Source organism: Streptomyces sp. NBC_00162 (genome assembly GCF_024611995.1).
Lineage (GTDB): Bacteria > Actinomycetota > Actinomycetes > Streptomycetales > Streptomycetaceae > Streptomyces.
On sequence record NZ_CP102509.1, the window covers coordinates 7,434,198 to 7,451,951 of the forward strand.

At 73.9% G+C, this 17,754-nt stretch carries 15 protein-coding genes; 7 read left to right on the top strand and 8 right to left on the bottom strand.

Annotated elements, in window-relative coordinates; translation table 11 throughout:
- Positions 1-76: 76 nt before the first annotated feature.
- Positions 77-1,447, bottom strand: a complete 1,371-nt coding sequence (locus JIW86_RS34340; RefSeq protein WP_257557873.1) for a dipeptidase — start codon at positions 1,445-1,447, stop codon at positions 77-79.
- 286 nt (positions 1,448-1,733) lie between these two features.
- Between JIW86_RS34340 and JIW86_RS34345 the strand changes: the two genes are divergently transcribed.
- Positions 1,734-2,936, top strand: a complete 1,203-nt coding sequence (locus tag JIW86_RS34345) for a geranylgeranyl reductase family protein (RefSeq protein ID WP_257559546.1) — start codon at positions 1,734-1,736, stop codon at positions 2,934-2,936.
- 176 nt (positions 2,937-3,112) lie between these two features.
- Here the strand turns inward: JIW86_RS34345 and JIW86_RS34350 are convergent, their stop codons facing one another.
- The gene (locus tag JIW86_RS34350) at positions 3,113-3,571 is read right to left on the bottom strand and encodes a nitroreductase/quinone reductase family protein (protein WP_257557874.1); all 459 of its coding nucleotides are present in this window, start codon (positions 3,569-3,571) and stop codon (positions 3,113-3,115) included.
- 157 nt (positions 3,572-3,728) lie between these two features.
- Between JIW86_RS34350 and JIW86_RS34355 the strand changes: the two genes are divergently transcribed.
- Together JIW86_RS34355 and JIW86_RS34360 are read left to right on the top strand one after the other, a co-directional pair.
- Positions 3,729-4,427, top strand: a complete 699-nt coding sequence (locus JIW86_RS34355; RefSeq protein WP_257557875.1) for a TetR/AcrR family transcriptional regulator — start codon at positions 3,729-3,731, stop codon at positions 4,425-4,427.
- Positions 4,428-4,625: 198 nt separating this feature from the next.
- Positions 4,626-5,618 carry a spherulation-specific family 4 protein gene (locus tag JIW86_RS34360; RefSeq protein WP_257557877.1) on the top strand — a complete coding sequence of 331 codons (993 nt, stop codon included), beginning with the start codon at positions 4,626-4,628 and terminating at the stop codon, positions 5,616-5,618.
- A gap of 30 nt (positions 5,619-5,648) precedes the next feature.
- Here JIW86_RS34360 and JIW86_RS34365 read toward each other — a convergent pair whose 3' ends face one another.
- Positions 5,649-6,392 (bottom strand): maleylpyruvate isomerase family mycothiol-dependent enzyme, encoded by a 744-nt coding sequence (locus tag JIW86_RS34365; RefSeq protein ID WP_257557879.1) that lies wholly within the window; start codon positions 6,390-6,392, stop codon positions 5,649-5,651.
- Between the two features lie 37 nt (positions 6,393-6,429).
- Between JIW86_RS34365 and JIW86_RS34370 the strand changes: the two genes are divergently transcribed.
- Both JIW86_RS34370 and JIW86_RS34375 read left to right on the top strand, forming a co-directional pair.
- On the top strand, positions 6,430-7,083 hold the full coding sequence (locus JIW86_RS34370) for an alpha-ketoglutarate-dependent dioxygenase AlkB family protein (protein ID WP_257557881.1): 654 nt from the start codon (positions 6,430-6,432) through the stop codon (positions 7,081-7,083).
- A gap of 43 nt (positions 7,084-7,126) precedes the next feature.
- Positions 7,127-8,398: an ROK family protein gene (locus JIW86_RS34375; RefSeq protein ID WP_251064818.1), complete on the top strand. Its 1,272-nt coding sequence runs from the start codon at positions 7,127-7,129 to the stop codon at positions 8,396-8,398.
- Between the two features lie 138 nt (positions 8,399-8,536).
- Here the strand turns inward: JIW86_RS34375 and JIW86_RS34380 are convergent, their stop codons facing one another.
- On the bottom strand, positions 8,537-9,085 hold the full coding sequence (locus tag JIW86_RS34380; RefSeq protein WP_257557884.1) for an ATP-binding protein: 549 nt from the start codon (positions 9,083-9,085) through the stop codon (positions 8,537-8,539).
- 198 nt (positions 9,086-9,283) lie between these two features.
- On the opposite strand from JIW86_RS34380, the gene JIW86_RS34385 reads away from it, so the two are divergent.
- Entirely contained in the window at positions 9,284-10,483 is a 1,200-nt protein-coding gene (locus JIW86_RS34385) for a PLP-dependent cysteine synthase family protein (RefSeq protein WP_257557886.1), read from the top strand.
- Between the two features lie 58 nt (positions 10,484-10,541).
- On the opposite strand, the gene JIW86_RS34390 is transcribed toward JIW86_RS34385, so the two are convergent.
- The gene (locus tag JIW86_RS34390; RefSeq protein WP_257557887.1) at positions 10,542-11,033 is read right to left on the bottom strand and encodes an SRPBCC family protein; all 492 of its coding nucleotides are present in this window, start codon (positions 11,031-11,033) and stop codon (positions 10,542-10,544) included.
- Between the two features lie 166 nt (positions 11,034-11,199).
- On the opposite strand from JIW86_RS34390, the gene JIW86_RS34395 reads away from it, so the two are divergent.
- Positions 11,200-13,581 carry a hypothetical protein gene (locus JIW86_RS34395; RefSeq protein WP_257557888.1) on the top strand — a complete coding sequence of 794 codons (2,382 nt, stop codon included), beginning with the start codon at positions 11,200-11,202 and terminating at the stop codon, positions 13,579-13,581.
- Here the strand turns inward: JIW86_RS34395 and JIW86_RS34400 are convergent.
- The 3 genes from JIW86_RS34400 to JIW86_RS34410 form a co-directional block, all read right to left on the bottom strand.
- Positions 13,523-15,985 (bottom strand): right-handed parallel beta-helix repeat-containing protein, encoded by a 2,463-nt coding sequence (locus JIW86_RS34400; protein ID WP_257557890.1) that lies wholly within the window; start codon positions 15,983-15,985, stop codon positions 13,523-13,525. The genes JIW86_RS34395 and JIW86_RS34400 overlap by 59 nt on opposite strands.
- Before the next feature lie 102 nt (positions 15,986-16,087).
- A complete protein-coding gene (locus JIW86_RS34405) occupies positions 16,088-16,699 on the bottom strand; it encodes a hypothetical protein (RefSeq protein WP_257557891.1) in 612 nt (203 codons plus the stop codon).
- A 229-nt stretch (positions 16,700-16,928) separates the two neighbouring features.
- Positions 16,929-17,753, bottom strand: coding sequence for an MOSC domain-containing protein (locus JIW86_RS34410; RefSeq protein WP_257557892.1), 825 nt, complete (start codon positions 17,751-17,753; stop codon positions 16,929-16,931).
- Position 17,754: the final 1 nt, after the last annotated feature.

Consider the following 17,754-nt stretch of genomic DNA (forward strand, 5'->3'; position numbering starts at 1 on the left):
CGCACGCGAATTCACCAGGAGCGGAGTCAGCTCAGAGCACACTGCGCCCTGAGCTGACTCCGCGACCTCACGAGCGTCAGCCGCGCTTGGACTCCGCGTAGTTGACGAGGAAGAGGGCCTCCGCCACCGACAGGCGCTCCAGCTCCTGCGGCGACACGCTCTCGTTCACGGCGTGGATCTGCGCCTCCGGCTCGCTCAGCCCGATCAGCAGCATCTCCGCGTCCGGGTACAGCTGCGTCAGTGTGTTGCACAGCGGGATCGAACCGCCCATGCCGGCGACCTGCATCTCCTGACCCGGGTACGCCACCTGCATGGCCGCCGCCATCGACGCGTACGCGGGGCTGCTCGTGTCCGCCTGGAACGGCTGCCCCTGGCCCACGACCTCGAGCTCCAGCTTCGCCTGCCACGGGGTGTGCGCCGTGAGGTGGGCCTCCAGCAGCTTGATGGCCGCGGTGGTGTCCACGCCCGGCGGCACCCGCAGGCTGATCAGCGCGCCGGCGCTCGCGTGCACCGACGGCGTCGCGCCGACCACCGAGGGGCAGTCGATGCCCAGCACGGTCACGGCCGGTCGGGCCCACAGCCGGTCCGCGATCGTGCCCGTGTCCTCGCCGATCAGCCCGACCCCGTCCAGCACCCGCGCGTCGGCGCGGAAGTCCGCCTCCGGGTACTGCAGGCCCTCCCACACCGCGTCCGACGCCAGTCCGTCCACGGTCGTCGAACCGTCCGCCGCGCGCAGCGAGTCCAGCAGCCGGATCAGCGCCGCCAGCGCGTCGGGGGCGACGCCGCCGAACATGCCCGAGTGCAGGTTGCCGCCCAGGGTGTCGATCTTGACCTTGATCAGGGTCATCCCGCGCAGGGTGGCCGTCACCGTCGGCAGACCGAGGCGGAAGTTGCCCGCGTCGCCGATGACGACGGTGTCCGCGGCCAGCAGCTCGGGGTGCGCCTCGGCGTACTCCTGGAGGCCGCCGGTGCCCTGCTCCTCGGAACCCTCCACGATCACCTTCACGCTGACCGGCACGCCGCCGTTGGCCTTCAGGGCGCGCAGCGCCAGCAGGTGCATGATGAACCCGCCCTTGCAGTCGGCGGAGCCGCGCCCGTACCAGCGGCCGTCGCGCTCGGTCAGCTCGAACGCGGGGGAGATCCAGGCGGCGTCGTCCAGCGGCGGCTGCACGTCGTAGTGCGCGTAGAGCAGAACGGTCGGCGCGCCCTCGGGGCCGGGCAGGAAGCCGTACACGGACTGGGTGCCGTCCGGGGTGTCGAGCAGCGCCACGTCCTGGAAACCCTCGACGCGCAGCGCGTCCGCCACCCAGTTCGCGGCGGCCTCGCTCTCGCTCTTGGGGAACTGCGCCCAGTCCGCCACCGACTGGAAGGCCACCAGCTCGGTGAGCTCCCGCTTCGCGCGGGGCATCAGCGAGGCGATGGTCTCGGCGATCGGATTCTGGGACATGGGCACGCTCCTTTTGGGTGCGACGTTGTGCTCTGTGTACGCCGCCCGCATCCGCGTGGTGTGCGTATGCCGGGTACGGCGGAAGACAGTCCCGATCCTCGCACAGCAGGGCGAGGCGGCGTCTCGCCGTAGGATTTCCCCGGCATCGGAGCAACCGGGTGATCAGGAGCAGCAGCACATCGTGAGCAGCGACAGCGACAGCGACGACGTACGCGACGCAAGCGCAGGAAACGCCGTGCGGGGGACGGAAGGCGAGGTGGCCGGGGAAAGCGGGGAGACCGGCGAAGTGTGGGACGTGGTCGTGGTCGGGGCGGGGCCGGCCGGCTCCTCGGCGGCGTACGCGGCGGCGACGGCGGGGCGGCGCGTACTGCTGCTGGAGAAGGCCGAGCTGCCCCGGTACAAGACGTGCGGCGGCGGCATCATCGGGCCCTCGCGCGACGCCCTGCCGCCGGGCTTCGCGCTGCCCTTCAAGGACCGCATCCACGCGGTTACCTTCTCGCTCGACGGGAAGCTGACCCGGACCCGGCGCTCGAAGCAGATGCTGTTCGGGCTCATCAACCGGCCGGAGTTCGACGCCGGGCTGGTCGCCGAGGCCGAGAAGGCCGGCGCGACGGTCCGTACGGGCACCGCCGTGGTCCGCGTCGAACAGCACGGGGCGGCCGTGCCCGACCGGCGCACCGTAGCCGTCGTGCTCGCCGACGGGGAGACCGTCCTGGCCCGCGCGGTGGTCGGGGCGGACGGCAGCGCCAGCCGGATCGGCGCGCACGTCGGGGTCGAGATGGAGCAGGTCGACCTGGGGCTGGAGGCGGAGATCCCCGTCCCGGCCACCGTCGCGGAGGACTGGAAGGGGCGGGTGCTGATCGACTGGGGCCCGCTGCCCGGCAGTTACGGCTGGGTCTTCCCCAAGGGAGACACCCTCACCGTCGGGGTCATCTCGGCCAAGGGCGAGGGCGCCGCGACCAAGCGCTACCTGGAGGACTTCATCGCCAGGCTCGGGCTCGCGGGCTTCGAACCGGCCGTCTCCTCCGGCCACCTGACCCGCTGCCGTACGCCCGATTCGCCGCTGTCGCGCGGCCGGGTGCTGGTCGCGGGTGACGCCGCCGGGCTGCTGGAGCCGTGGACCAGGGAGGGCATCTCCTTCGCGCTGCGCTCGGGGCGGCTGGCGGGGGAGTGGGCGGTGAAGATCTCCGAGGCGCAGGACGCGGTCGACGCGCGCCGCCAGGCACTCAACTACGCCTTCGCCGTGAAGGCGGGGCTGGGCGTGGAGATGGGCGTCGGGAGGCGGATGCTGTCCGTCTTCGAGAGCCGGCCGGGGCTCTTGCACGCGGCGATCACCGGTTTCCGGCCTGCGTGGCGGGCCTTCGCCCGTATCACGCGGGGCTCGACGACCCTGGCCGACCTGGTGCGTACGTACCCGTTGGCGCGCAGGGCGCTGCACGCGCTGGACGCCCGGCAGGCGGCCCGGAGCGGCGGCCGCGGGGAGGCGTAGGCCCGCGGCGGGCGTGGTCGCGGTCGCGGGAGGGAGTGGGGGAAGGAACGGGAGCGGGAGTGGGAGTGGGCGCCGGTGGGCCGGGGCGGTCCGGAGCTGCCGCGTGCCCGCCCGGCTGACGCGCCGCGCCCCCGCCGCCGCGTGGCCCCGCGCGCCCGCATCGCGGAGGCGGGCGGTCAGTTCGACACCGTGATGCGGAAGACGGGGTGGTCGCCCGCGGCTGCCTGGAGTTCCGCGTCGGAGGACTGCGCGGTCACCCCCTGGAAGAAGCGGTTGACCTCCCAGCCCCACTTCTCCAGGTAGGTGCGCAGGATGGCGGCCTTCTGGACCGGTTCGGTGATCTCGGTGGCGGTGAAGGTGCGCACCTTGCGCCCCACGCGCAGTTCGCCGCCGCCCGCGACGCGCATGTTGCGGACCCAGTGGGAGTGGCCGCGGGCCGAGACCAGGTACTGCGCGCCCTCGTACGTGTGCGGGTTGACCGGGATCCGCTGCATCTCGCCGGACTTGCGGCCGCGGACCGACAGCTCGGCGCTGCCGGCGAGGCTGATGCCGAGCCGAGCCAGCTTGCCGAAGATCGAGTTGAAGCGGGTGGCGAGAGGGCCGGCCTGGACGTAGTACGGGCTGGACGCGTTCATGGTGGCCTCCGGGGCGGTAATCCACTTTGAGAGAGCAGTGCTCTCGCTTGAGATCAGTGTGCACGGATCGGCGCACCAAAGCAAGAGCAGTGCTCTCTAAGTGGAGCAGGGCTCCGATTCTTGGGCAGTGCTCCACTCGCGTGGCACACTGACGCGCATGAACACCGTGCGAGGGGCCAGGGAACGGGCCCGCATCGAGGTCACCGCCGCCATCAAGGACGAGGCGCGCCGCAGGCTCGCGGCCGACGGCGCCGCCAAACTCTCCCTGCGCGCCGTCGCCCGCGACCTGGGCATGGTCTCTTCCGCCCTCTACCGCTACTTCCCCAGCCGCGACGAGCTGCTCACCGCCCTCATCGTCGACGCGTACGACAGCGTCGGCGCCGCGGCCGAGGAGGCCGACGCCCGCGCCCTCGCCGCGGGAAACCCGCCCCGCGCCCGCTGGATCGCGCTCTGCGAGGCCGTCCGCGCCTGGGCCCTGGAGCACCCCCACGAGTACGCCCTCATCTACGGTTCCCCCGTACCCGGCTACAGCGCTCCCCTCGACACCGTCGGTCCCGCCTCCCGCGTCGGGAACGCCATGATCGCCATCGTCCGCGCCGCCTACGAGGGCCACGGCCTGTCCCTGCCGCCGCTCCCGGCCGCCCTGCGCCCCGAAGCCGTCCGGATGACGGCCGACTTCGCCGAGGGCCTGCCCCCGGAGGTCACGGCCGCACTGGTCGCCGCCTGGGCCCAGCTGGTCGGCCTGGTCTCCTTCGAGCTGTTCGGCCAGTTCAACCGCGTGGTCGAGGACCGGGCCACCTTCTTCGCCCATGCCGCCGGCCAGCTGGCCCACGGGGTGGGACTGCCCGCCGTATGAGGTGAAGGGAGGTGAAGGGAGGTGAACGGAGGCGAACGGAGGCGAATCCAGGAGGCTCGCGACACCGATTCACGCGATGAGGCGATGGTTCGCTCTTCTGTTTGTCCCACGAATGCGGGCGGTTCAGCATTGAAGCGATCGCTGCCCGTCTAGTGTTCCTCGGGTCGAACACCCCCTGCCGCCGCCGGAGGAACGTTCATGCGCCGCGCCGTGAAGGCCCTGTACGCCGTCCTGGTCACCGCGTTACTCGCCGCCCCGTCGCCCGCCGTCACGGCGCCGGCGACGGCGCGCAGCGCGGATCCGGCGCGTGCGGACCCGGGACCCTCGGATCCCATGGCCACGCTTCCACCCGCCCCGGCCCCCACGGCGCCCCCCGTACCCCGGCCGCCCGGCGTGCGGGGCCTGGAGATCGGCGTCCCCGCGTACGTCTGGGCGAACGACGCCATGCTGGCCGGCCTCACCGCCACCGGCCCGGCCGCCTCCGTGGTGGTCCTCAACCCCGGCAACGGCGACGCCCCGTTCGACGCCGCATGGCGGGCCCGCGCCGACGCCCTGCGCGGCGGCACCACCGCCACCGGCGAGAAGACCAAGGTGCTCGGCTACGTCCACACCGACCACGGCAACCGCGACGCCGCCGCCGTCAAGGCCTCCGTCGACAACTACCTCAAGGCCCCGGACGGCCGCCTCCACGTCGACGGCATCTTCTTCGACGTCGTCAGCCGCGACTGCGGCCCCGGCAACAGCACCCGCGACCAGTACGCGGAGCTGCGCCGCTACGTCGAGGACACCCTGCACTCCGTCGACCCGGCCGCCTCCGGCCTCGTCGTCAACAACCCGGGCACGGCCATCGCCGACTGCTACCTGGAACCGGGCCGCCGCACCGCGGACGTCTTCGTCACCTACGAGGACAGCTACGCCGCCTACACCGGCGGCGGCTGGCTCGGCGGCAACGTCTTCGACCCCCTGAACGGCTACCGCGCCGGCACCGAACTCGACCCCAGCGGAACGGCGTTCTGGCACCTGGTCCACGACGTCCCGGACACCGAAGCGATGCACACGACCCTGCGCACGGCCTTCGACCGCGGCGCGGGCTACGCCTACGCGACCAGCGCGGTCATGCCCAACCCCTGGAACACCGGCCCGACATGGGAGTTCCGGAGCCAGACGGACTACGCCGCCACCCTCGGCTAGGGCGTGTCTTTCGGATCTTGCCGGGCCCGCTCAGATTCCGGCCGTCTCGCTCCACAGCCGCGCCAGCGCCAGGTCGCCGGTCACCTCCGGCCCCGCCAGCGGCAGCCGGTTCCACAGGGCCGCGTACAGCCAGGCCGCCTCGCCCGACAGCTCGCAGTCGACCGGGTCGTCCGTGGCCCCCTGCACCGTACGGGCCGGCTCCGGCGACAGGTGCACGGTCCACACCGCACCCGTGTCGACGGCCCTGACCCGCAGCACCCGGGGCTCCGGGGTCCGCACCCGGCTGCGCGGCCGCGCGTGGAAGCCGGTCAGCAGCTCGTCCACCCCGTCCTCCGCGAACTCCGGAGCCACCGGCGAGAACGCGACACCGAGCGCCGCCTCCGCGTCCATCCGGTGCACGGCCGTCTCATGGGCCTGCCGCCGCGCCCAGAACGCCAGCGGCGAGGGCGGGGCCGTTGGGAGGAAGGTCCAGCACTGCACATCGGCCCGGGCCTCGCCCAGGGTCCGGACCAGGGCCGCGTGCCCCTCGCGGAACCAGGCCAGCAGCTCCGCGCCGGTCAGCTCCGGCGCGTCCGGGAACGGCACCGGCTCCAGTCGCCCCTCCCCGACGAAACCGGCCGCCCAGCGGTGCACCGAGCCGGTGTGCCGCAGCAGATCGGCGACGCGCCACTGCGGACAGGTGGGCACGGGGGCGTCCGTACCGGCCCGCTCCGCCAGCTCGGCGAGCAGCTCGCCTTCCCGCTCGAGGGTCTTCACGAATTCGGTGATCTCCATGCGGGAAGTCTGTCAGCCGGCCCGCGACAATCAAGGCATGGACGGGGAACTCTTCCCGCGCGAGCGGACCGTGATCGCCCCCGGCGCCGTGCACGTGCCCGACTGGCTCGGAGCCGCGAGGCAGCGGGAGTTGCTGGCCGCCTGCCGGGAGTGGGCGCGCCCGCCCGCGGGCCTGCGTACGGTACGCACCCCCGGCGGCGGGACGATGACCGCCCGGCAGGTGTGCCTCGGACTGCACTGGTACCCGTACGCCTACGCCCGCACCGCCGTCGACGGCGACGGCACCCCGGTCAAGCCGATGCCCGGCCGGCTCGCCGAGCTGGGGCGCGAGGCGGTGGCCGCCGCGTACGGGGAGCCACCGGGGCGGGAGGTCGTGTACGACATCGCCCTGATCAACTTCTACGACGGCGACTCCCGCATGGGGATGCACCGCGACGCCGAGGAGCGGTCCGGGGCGCCCGTGGTCTCGCTCAGCCTCGGCGACTCCTGTGTCTTCCGCTTCGGTAACACCGAATCGCGCGGCCGGCCCTACCGGGACGTGGAACTGCGCAGCGGTGACCTGTTCGTCTTCGGGGATTCGAGCCGACTGGCCTATCACGGGGTGCCGAAGGTCCTGCCGGGCACGGGCCCGCAAGGGCTCGGGCTCACCGGCCGGCTGAACATCACGCTCCGGGTCGGCGGGCTCGGCTAGCGGGAGGCGTCCGGCACCCTCCGATCATGCGAGGATCGGGTGCATGAACGGCAACGGGGCCCCACCGCGGGTGGGGGATGTGACCACGGTGTCCACGGCTTCCACGGCTTCCACGAGGACCAAGCTGGAGCGGGGCCGTGGCGCTCTCGGCCCGGCGCTGGAGCTCGTCCACACCGGCCGCGCCCCGACCCGCGCCGTCCTGACGGCCGAGCTCGGGGTCACCCGCGCGACCGCCGGAGCGGTCGCAGCCGAGCTGGAGGCGCTCGGGCTGATCCGGGTCGACTCCCGCCCCGGGGGCGCGGGCGGTACCCAGGGCCGCCCCTCGCACCGGCTCTCCGTGGACGAGAACGGCCCCGTGGCGCTGGCCGCGCAGGTGCACCCGGACGGCTTCCGGGCCGCGCTGGTCGGCCTCGGCGGCCGGATCGTGGCCACCGCCCCCGGCAAGGTCACCGTCTCCGCCGACCCGGCGCAGGTGCTCGGCGCGGTGGTGGAGGCCGGAGCCGCGCTGCTCGCGGAGACCGGCCGCCGCTGCGTCGGCGCGGGACTCGCGGTCCCCTCGGCGGTCGCGGAACCGGAGGGCACGGCGCTGAACCCGCTGCACCTGGCCTGGCCGGCCGGTGCTCCCGTACGGGCCATCTTCGCGCAGTGCGTGAAGGCCGCCGGGATCGACGGCCCCGCCCTGACCGGGAACGACGTCAACCTCGCCGCCCTGGCCGAGCACCGGCACGGCGCCGGGCGCAGCGCCCAGCACCTGCTGTGCGTGGCCACCGGTCACCGCGGGGTCGGCGGAGCACTGGTGCTGGACGGCCGTCTGCACAGCGGTAGTTCGGGCCTGGCCCTGGAGGTCGGCCACCTCACCGTGAACCCCGAGGGGCGCGCCTGCCACTGCGGCGGCCGCGGCTGCCTGGACGTGGAGGCGGACCCGCTGGCCTTCCTCACCGCGGCGGGGCGCACCCCGGGCCCCGAGGTGTCGCTGCTCCAGCAGGCCCGTGACCTGCTGCGTGACGAGCCCGCGGAGCCGGCCGTACGGGCGGCCACGGAGGAGCTGATCGACCGGCTCGGGCTCGGCCTCGCGGGGCTGGTGAACATCCTGAACCCGGACCGGATCATCCTGGGCGGGCTGCACCGGGAGCTGCTCCACGCAGACCCGGAGCGGCTGCGCGCGGTGGTCGCGGACCGCAGCCTGTGGGGGCGCAGCGGGAGCGTGCCGATCCTGCCGTGCACCCTGGACCACAACAGCCTGGTCGGCGCGGCGGAGCTGGCGTGGCAGCCGGTGCTCGACGACCCGCTGGGCGCCCTGGGCGCCGCGGCCTAGCCCGGTCGGCACAAGCTGTCGGACCAGCCCTGCCGGCCCGGCGCTGTCGGGCCGGCGCTGACGGGCCGGCGCTGTCGGGCCCGGCCGTGTCGGCCCGGCGCCGTCGGCGCGGCCCCGGGCGGCTGCGGCGGCCGTGCGCTACCCGGGCCTGGCGCCGACCGACGCCGCCACCGACAGGCCTGCCGAGATGGCGGCCGGGTCCACGGCGACGAGTGCGGTCCGGGCGGGTTCTCGTACGGGCTTGGTCGCGATCCGAACCGGACGTGCCGGAGCCACGGGCGTGGGGGCCGCCGTGAGGGAGAACCACACCACCTTGCCCTGACCGTCCGACTGGTGCCGGGCGCCCCAGGCCTCGCTGACCGCCTCCACGAGCGCGAGCCCGCGCCCGCAGGTCTCCAGCGCGTCCGACGCCGCCTGCCGGAGCACCGGAAGCCGCGGATCACTGTCGATGACGGAGACCGTGAGCCGGCCGAGGCGGAATTCGATCTCGACGGTGCAGGTCTTGTCCGGCTGCGCATGGAGGTGGACGTTGCTGAGCAGTTCCGTCACGCCGAGCGCCGCCCGGTCTATGAGCGGATCGAGCTGCCAGTGGCGCAATTGCGCGGAAACGATCCGGCGGATCTGCCCTATGCGCGACGGCAGGGCCTGCAGTTCGACGACGCAGTGTCTGCGGGAATGACTGATCACGGCTGCGACTCCCCGACATGAGTGTTACGGGTGCTGCACCCTCGGTAATGCTCCACCAGGGTCACTCACGGTGCCCCACAGCGCAACCGAACGCGATCGAAAGCGATCCGCATGGAAACCCAAAGTGACTGTTTGTGCAGGTGAGCGAGGTACATTGCGAAAGCAGGGGGCGAATACACGCACGAAGGAGCACGGCGCATGAGCACCACCGGCACCAGCGGAACGACGGGCCCCAGCGGCACCAGCGACACGACCGGCACCCGCGGCGTGACCGGCACCCGCGGAACGACGGCCACGACCATCGACGTCGACCGCAGCGACGCGGGCTACCGCGCCTGGCTGAAAGAAGCCGTCCGCAAGGTCCAGGCCGACGCCAACCGTTCGGCGGACACCCACCTGCTGCGCTTCCCGCTCCCCGAGGCGTGGGGCATCGACCTCTACCTCAAGGACGAGTCCACGCACCCGACGGGCTCCCTCAAGCACCGCCTCGCGCGATCGCTGTTCCTGTACGCGCTGTGCAACGGCTGGATCCGCCCCGGCCGCCCGGTGATCGAGGCCTCGTCCGGCTCCACCGCCGTCTCCGAGGCCTACTTCGCCAAGCTGATCGGCGTCCCGTTCATCGCCGTCATGCCGCGCACGACGAGCCCGGAGAAGTGCCGCCTCATCGAATTCCACGGCGGCGAATGCCACTTCGTGGACGACTCGATGAAGATGTACGAGGAGTCGGCGGAGCTCGCCGCCCGCACCGGCGGCCACTACATGGACCAGTTCACGTACGCGGAACGGGCCACCGACTGGCGGGGCAACAACAACATCGCGGAATCGATGTACCAGCAGCTGAAGCTGGAACGTTTCCCCGAGCCCGCCTGGATCGTGGCGACCGCCGGCACCGGCGGCACCTCCGCGACGATCGCCCGCTACGTGCACTACATGCAGCACGACACCCGCATCTGCGTCCCGGACCCGGAGAACTCCTGCTTCTTCGACGGCTGGACCAACAACGACCCCCACGCGAGCAGCGATTGCGGCTCGCGCATCGAGGGCATCGGGCGGCCGCGGATGGAGCCGAGCTTCGTGCCGGGCGCCATAGACCGGATGATGAAGGTCCCGGACGCGGCGAGCGTCGCCGCCTGCCGCGCGCTGGAGACGGCCATAGGGCGCAAGGCGGGCGGTTCGACGGGAACCGGCCTGTGGAGCGCCCTGAAGATCATCTCGGAGATGGTGGCCGAGGGCCGTCAGGGCAGCGTCGTCACCCTGCTCTGCGACCCGGGCGACCGCTACCTGGACAAGTACTACTCCGACGCGTGGCTGGCGGCGCAGGGCCTGGACATCGCCCCGTACACGAAGACCATCGACACGCTGCTGACGACGGGAGCCTGGCGCGAGCCCACGGCCTGACGCGAGCGCTCGGGCGGCTGACGCGAGCGCTCGGTCGGGCGCGTTCCCGTCGGCCGGACTACTGATCCGCCCCGCGCCGCCGGATGGTGAGCCGTGCGTCCAGGGCGCGGACCGCCGTGCGGAAGGAGTGGCCCAGGCCCGGGCGGGCGGCGGTCAGGGCCAGTCGGAAGGGGGCCGGGCCGTCCGCCGCGAAGGTCCAGCGGACGTGCGTGCCCGAGCCCGCGGGCGTCAGCCGCCATTCCTCCAACAGGGCGCGGACACCCGGGGTGTTGGTCTCGTCCACCCGGTACGCGTACCGCTTCTCGGGATCCGCCGCCATGATCGTCTCCTGGAAGCGCACCCCGCCCACCAGCCTGACCTCGCGGCCCGCGCCCCCGTGCGTGGGACGGGCCAGGGTGACCGCCCTGAACCACCGCGGCCAGCCCTCGACTTCCTCGGCCAGCGCCTGGTAGACGGCCTCGGGCGGCGAGGCCAGCTCGGCGGCGAACGTCAGCCGTACGGGGGCGTCCTCGATGAAGTCCAGCCCCACCGGACGGAGTCGGCGAGCCATGGCGTTACCCCCTGCGAGGTGTGGAATCGGGTGCGGGCCACCCTAACTGTCTGACCGTCAGATGTCCGCTCCGTGGCCGAAACGCGCGGCATGGGGACTGGGCATACGGTCCGCGGCACGCCATGCTGGAGCCCGCGCCCATCCCGCCCCGCGAGCGGAGGCCGCTGTGCCGCCCAGCCCGACAGACCCGCCCCTCGCCCTCGAACTCCTGGTCCACGGAGTCGCCGGCGCCGCCCCCGCCGAGCTGCTCGGCGACCCGCGCACCGTGCGCGTCACCGGCGACTCCACGGCGGCCGTCTTCCGCCGCACCGAGGACGCCGACGCCGAAGCCCACCCCGAGCGGTACACCGGGCGGCCCGTTCCCGAGGCCTACTGCTGGTCCCGGCTCACCTCCGGCAACGGCGCCCGGGCGCTGTGGCTGCTGCTCCTGCCCTTCATGGTGGCCAACCTCGCCCACTGGGCCCGGCCGGCCACGCCCGCCGCGGACCCCGCAGCGCGCGAGGTACGCACGTACGGGGTGCTCGTACGGATCCTCGCGCTCAGCCTGACCGTGCTGCTGATCGCGGCCGCCTGCGAGGTCGCGCTCGACCTGTTCGCCTGGCAGTGCGCGGGCTCGGGCACCTGCACCGGCTCCCGCTCCCGGCTCGGTTTCCTCGCGCCCGGCGGCGGCTGGTGGGCCCAGCCCGGGCGCCGCCTCGCCCTCGCCGCCGTGGTGCCGGCCGCGCTGACCGGGCTGCTCTGGTTCCTGTCGAACCGGACCTGGAGCGCCTACGAGTCCCAGCCACCGCCGGCCGGAGCCGCCGACCCGGACACCGCATCGGACTCCACGCCCGCGCTCGGCCGCCCCGGATTCTGGTACGGGCGACGGCTCGTGGCCCGGCTGCGCGCCGCCCACACCGCCGCCGGGCTGCTCACCGTGGCCGCGGCCGTCGCCGCACCCACCGCCCGCCACGACCGCCGCGCCGAAGCCCCCGTACTCGAAGCCGTCGGCTGGGCTCTGGAGGCGCTGCTCGTCGCCGGGGGGCTCACCGTGGCCTGGGTGGTCTGCCGGCGCGGCCGTACCGAGGCCCGGGCCGACCACCGGCTCGACCGGGCCGCCACCACCCTGCTGCCCGGGGCCGCCCTCACGCTCCTCGCCGCCGTCCTCCTTTACGCCTGCTGGTCACGCCCCGGCTGGACCTCCGCCGGGCGGCTCCCCGGGGACTTCGCCTTCGGTGTGCTCATGCTGGGCCAGGGCGTCTGCGTGCTCGCCCTCGCCGCGGTCGCCGCCCGCCTGCACCGCCGGGCCCCCGATCCGGCCGCCTCCCTGCACGGCCTGGGCGGGCCCGCCATCGCCATGCTGGGCTGCGCGCTCGGCGGAGTGATGTCCGGCGGGGTCGCGCAGCGCGTCGCCGACTGGCTGGACGGGGGCGCCACCCCCGGGATGGCCGGGACGCCGCTGCCCGGGCCGCCCGTGCTGCTGTCCTGGCAGGCCGCTGTGCTGCCCCCGCTGCTCCTCGTCCTGGCCCTGCTCGCCGCCTGGTTCGCGGTGCGCGGAGCCCGGGCCAGGCACAGGCTCGCCCGGACGATCGCCGCCGAGTACCCGGGAGAGGCCCCCGACCGGTCCCGGAGCCGCCGGATCGCGGGGGCCCGGGCCGCCGCCGCGCTCACCGACTCCGCGCCGTGGTTCGTGGCGGCCGTCTCCGGGATCACCCTGCTGCTCGGCGCGGGGGCACTCGCCGGAGCCTGGATCGGCGGGCAGGTCCCGGGCGAAGCCGCCCGCGGGAGCGGCCCGTTCCTGGAGACCGCCGCCCGGGCCGCCCAGGACAGCGGCTCATGGCTCATCGGCTTCGGCTTCGTCCTCTTCGTCACCTGGGGCCGGCGCGCCTACCGGGATCCCGCCGCCCGCCGCACCATCGGCATCCTGTGGGACGTCGGCACCTTCTGGCCGCGCGCCGCCCACCCCTTCGCACCGCCCTGCTACGCCGAGCGCGCCGTCCCCGACCTGACCTGGCGGATGACCGGCTGGACCGGCCGAACCGGCGGACGCCTGGTGATCTCCGGCCACTCCCAGGGCAGCGTGCTCGCGGCGGCCGCCGTCTGGCAGCTGCCGCCGCCCGTCCGCCGCCGGGTCGCCCTGCTCACCTACGGGTCCCCGCTCGGCCGCCTCTACGGCCGCTGGTTCCCCGCCTACTTCGGGCCGGGTCCGCTCACCGCGCTCCACCACGAGATCGACTGCTGGCGCAACCTGTGGCGGGCCACCGACCCCATCGGCGGCCCGGTGCTTCCCGCCGCCCCGCAGGACGTGGACCGCGGCCCGCTCGCCGACCCGGTCGCCTACGGCCGCAGCTCCCGCCACCCGCTGCCCGCGCCGATCCTGGGCCACTCCGACTACCAGGCCGATCCCGCCTTCGCCGCCGAACGCGACGCCCTGCTCGCGCGCCTGGACCCGGCGGCGCGTGCCTCCGGTACTCCTCCGGAGGCAGCCGGTGGAGTACCGGGTCAGCGGCTCAGCAAGGCGCCGGCTGGGCAGCCAGGGCCGGAAGATCCGCCGGGAACAGCAGGGTGAGCTCGTCCGTGCTCGGCTCCGACAGCTGAGCCACCCGCCCCGCGTGCCGCTCGACCATCGACTCGAAGGTCTGGCGCGCGGTGCGCCCGTTGCCGAAGGCCGGTCCCTTGGGCAGCTCCGTGAAGTACGTCAGCAGCGCCTCGGACGTGCCGTCCCCGAGCCGGTACTCGTGCTCCTCCGCCTGCTGCTCCACGATCCGCAGTAGTTCCCCGGGCCCGTAGTCGCCGAAGGTGATGGTCCGGGAGAACCGAGAGGCCACCCCCGGGTTCACGGTCAGGAAACGGTCCATCTCCGCCGTGTACCCGGCGACGATCACCACCACCGCCTCCCGGTGGTCCTCCATCAGCTTCACCAGCGTGTCGATCGCCTCGCGCCCGAAGTCCCGGCCCGAGTCCTCCGGCGCCAGCGCGTACGCCTCGTCGATGAACAGCACCCCGCCGCGCGCCCGGTCGAAGGCCTCCTGCGTACGGATCGCGGTGGATCCGATGTGCTCGCCGACCAGGTCCACGCGGGACACCTCCACCAGGTGCCCGCGCTCGAGCACCCCGAGGGAGGCGAGGATCTCCCCGTACAGCCGGGCGACCGTGGTCTTGCCCGTGCCGGGGGAGCCGGTGAAGACGAGGTGCCGGCGCACCGAAGCCGCCTTGAGGCCCGCCTGCTGCCGCCGCCGGCCCACCTCGATCATGTCGGTGAGCGCGCGCACCTCGCGCTTGACGCTGTCCAGCCCGACCAGCGCGTCGAGCTGGCCCAGCACCTCGCCGGAGCCCCGGGCCGCAGCCGGGCCGCCGTCCCGCACGTCCTGAACCTCCGCCGACCGCGCCACGGGAACCTCCGCCGCCTGCTGTGCGGGACTCTGCGCCGCGCCGACTGTACGGATCCCCGCCCGCGCCCCGGCGAAGGCGCCGCCCGAGGCCGTCTGTGGCACCGGCCGGGTGCCGGACGCGTCGCCCGTGCAGTCCTCGGCGACCGGCCCGTCCTCCGGGAACTCGTACCCCCCGCGCGCACAGCGCTCGGTGTGGCAGCGGGCGAGGGTGGTGCGGCAGCCGTCGAGGATGTGGAACCCGAAGCCGGCACTGCCCGTCACCCGGCAGGCCGTGAAGGTGCCGCGGCCGCCCGCCGACACGTAGAAGCCGGCTTCGGCGGGGGAAGTGACCGTGCACCGCTCCAGGGTGGGGTCGGCGCCCTTGGTGACGATCACACCGGTCTGCACGGCGTCGATGGTGCAGTTGGCGAGGGTGCCGCCGCTGCCGTGGTCGCGGAACCACGCCCCGGTGGCCGCCTCCCGGATCCGGCAGTCGTCGAGCTGCGCGGTGGCCCCGTCGCTCACCGACACCGCGGTGTTGCGCACCTGGGACAGATCGCTGTCCACCACGTCGACGCGCGAACCCCGGTCCAGCACGAACAGTGCGTCCGGCACGTCGTGGACCCGGCAGGAGTCGAGGGAGGCGGTGGCCCCGTCGCTGATCCACACCGCCGGATAGTCGCCCGTGCTGTCGTGGATCTCGCAGGACTCCGCGTCGACCCTGGTGCCCGGATCCCACACCGACAGCCCGTTGCGCCCGAAGCGGCGCACCGTGGTGCGGCTGAGCGTGAGCACCGAACGGGACCGCAGGTCGACCGCGTTCTCGGGGATGTCGTGGATATCGCAGCCGGCCAGGGTGAGTACCGCGTCGGTGTCGAGCGTGACCCCGTCGGCGGAGGTGCGGTGCACCGAGCAGTCCGTGAGCCGGGCCGTGGCGCGGGCGGCGATCTGCACCCCGCTGCCCTTGATCTCGTACACCTCGCAGCCCAGCGCCTCCAGGCCCGATCCCTCGCCGGTGACCCCGATGCCCGCGCCCGTGGCGTGGTGGATCCGGCAGCGCTCCAGGCGCGGGCGGCCGCCGCCGCGCACCGAGATCCCGGTCTGTCCGGCGGCCACGACCTCGCACTCCTCGAACACCCCGCCGCCGCCGTCCAGTACGGCGATCCCCACCCCGGTCGGATTCTCCACGGTGCACCGCCGCACGAGGGGCCGGGCCCCGCTGCCGCGCACCTCGATGCCGGCCGCCGACCGGGTGCTCACCCGCAGGTCGGTGAGCTCGGGGGCGCCGTCCTCCACCAGCAGCGCGGGAGCCGCCCGGTCCTGGCCCTCCAGGTGCAGGTCCTGGACCACGGCCGAGGCGCGCACGGTCAGCGCGACCCCGTCGGGCGGGGCGATCCGCACTGACCCCAGCCCGCCCTCGGGCCCGCGCAGGGTCACGGCGTGGTCGAGTACCAGGTTCTCCCGGTAGGTGCCGGGGGAGATGGACAGCACGTCCCCGTCGCCCGCGACGGCCAGAGCCGCAGCCAGCGTCGGATATTCACCGGAGCGGCGCCGCCACCGCGAAGCCCCGCCGTGCGTCACCTGGACCGCGCCCTGAGCCATGGTGCTGTCGTGCCCCCACCCTCGTACTCGCCGGGCCGCCGATGCGGCCGGTCTGGTCTGGCCGGTCCACCGTAGCGCGCGCGGGGCCCGTGAGTTGCCAGGTCAACTGCCCGCGCCCGCCCTGCCCCAGTCCGGCCCGGCCGCCGCCCACGCACGGTCCAGGCGTATGTACCGCCGATGCACGAGCCTTCGTACGACCAGCCGGCGGACCGTCTCGGCCAGCGCGGCTGCCGCGAGCGCGGCGGCCAGGCCGACCATCCCCGCGTGGAGGGCGGCCGCGGACGGGTCGAGAGGCTGCCCGACCAGCCGGCCGCGCGCATCGGTCCATATCCGGAACTGCTCGCCGGGGCGCGGCGGTTCCTCGGCGGCCGGCACCGTCCCCTGATGGCTGCTGCCGTCGGGCGCGGTCCACAAGGCCACGACCTGGGTGCGGTGCGGCGCCGTCTTCTGCGCCGAGGGATCGGCGGACGCGTCCGGGGCCGGCTCCGGGGCCGGCCGGACCACCACCGCCGGAACGAGATGCCGCTCCTGCCGCTGCTCGAGCGCGGCCCGCTGCAACGTCCCGTCCACCTGTATGCCCGCGACGCAGCCGATGGCCGGAGCCAACAGCACCACGCACACCAGCGCGGCGAACGCCACCCACGCCTCGAAGAGATCGGTCGGCCGGCGCAGCGGATTGCGCCGCCAACGCCACACTCCCATTGCTGTCCACACGGTCCCGGCTCCCCCTACTTGCGCCAGCCATCCGTCTGCCTGCGCGTCCCAGCCTCCCGCACGGCCCCGGGACGCGCATTCCGGGACGCGCGAGACATGTGTCACCGGTGCCGGTCCCGCACGGTGTCCACGTGTCCTGACTGATCCAACGGTGTGGTCGCACCGGTGGTTCCAGTCCGGGGGCCGAGCCCCTCGAAGGTGTCATTCCGTACGGGCCGTTCCAGGTGGGTCATTCAAGGACGCGGACCTCGTCGCCGACGCGCACGGTGCCCAGTCGCACCGGCACCAGCTGCCGCCCGAAGGCCAGGGACTTGCCGATCCGCCGGTGCGCCGCCAGGGTCTTCAACGGCTCCTTGCCCCGCTCCGCCGTCCGCTGGTCGGTGGTGGTGACGATGCACCGCCCGCACTCCCGGACCCCGCGGAACACGGCGTCGCCGATCGCGATGCGCCGCCAGCCGTCCTCCGCCCACGCCTCGGCCCCGGCCACCACCACATTGGGGCGGAAACGGTTCATCGGCAGCGGACCCTCCTGCGGATGGTCCCCTTGCGCGATCAGCGCGTTGAGCGCGTCCAACGAGGCCAGGGTCGTGATCAGCAGGGGGTACGCGTCGGCCAGGCTCACCGTCTCGCCCGGCAGCGCGTAATCCGGGTCCACGGGCCGCCGTACGGCCGGATCGTCCAGGTGCACCAGCCGCGCCGGCACCCCGAGGTACGCGCTGAACCAGTCGGCCGCGGCGCTCGCCGCGACCACGGTCTCGATCTTCTTCCCGAACAGCACGACCGGCTCCAACACCCCCGGTCCGGGCACCTCCACGAGCAGCTCCGGCATGCCGGGCGCCGACAACGCGATCCCGCCACCGCCCACCGGGCGCGCGGCCGCCAAGGCCAGCCGCGGCTGCTGGCGTTGGGTGATCACCGTGCCCCCGGTGTCGACCAGCGCCCAGCGCCGGTCCCCGGACAAGCCCCAGGGCTCCACGGCCACCTCGTCGGGAGCGGTCCCCGCTACCGATTTGACGGGATGGACGTGAAGCGCCTGGACATGCAAGTTCGACATG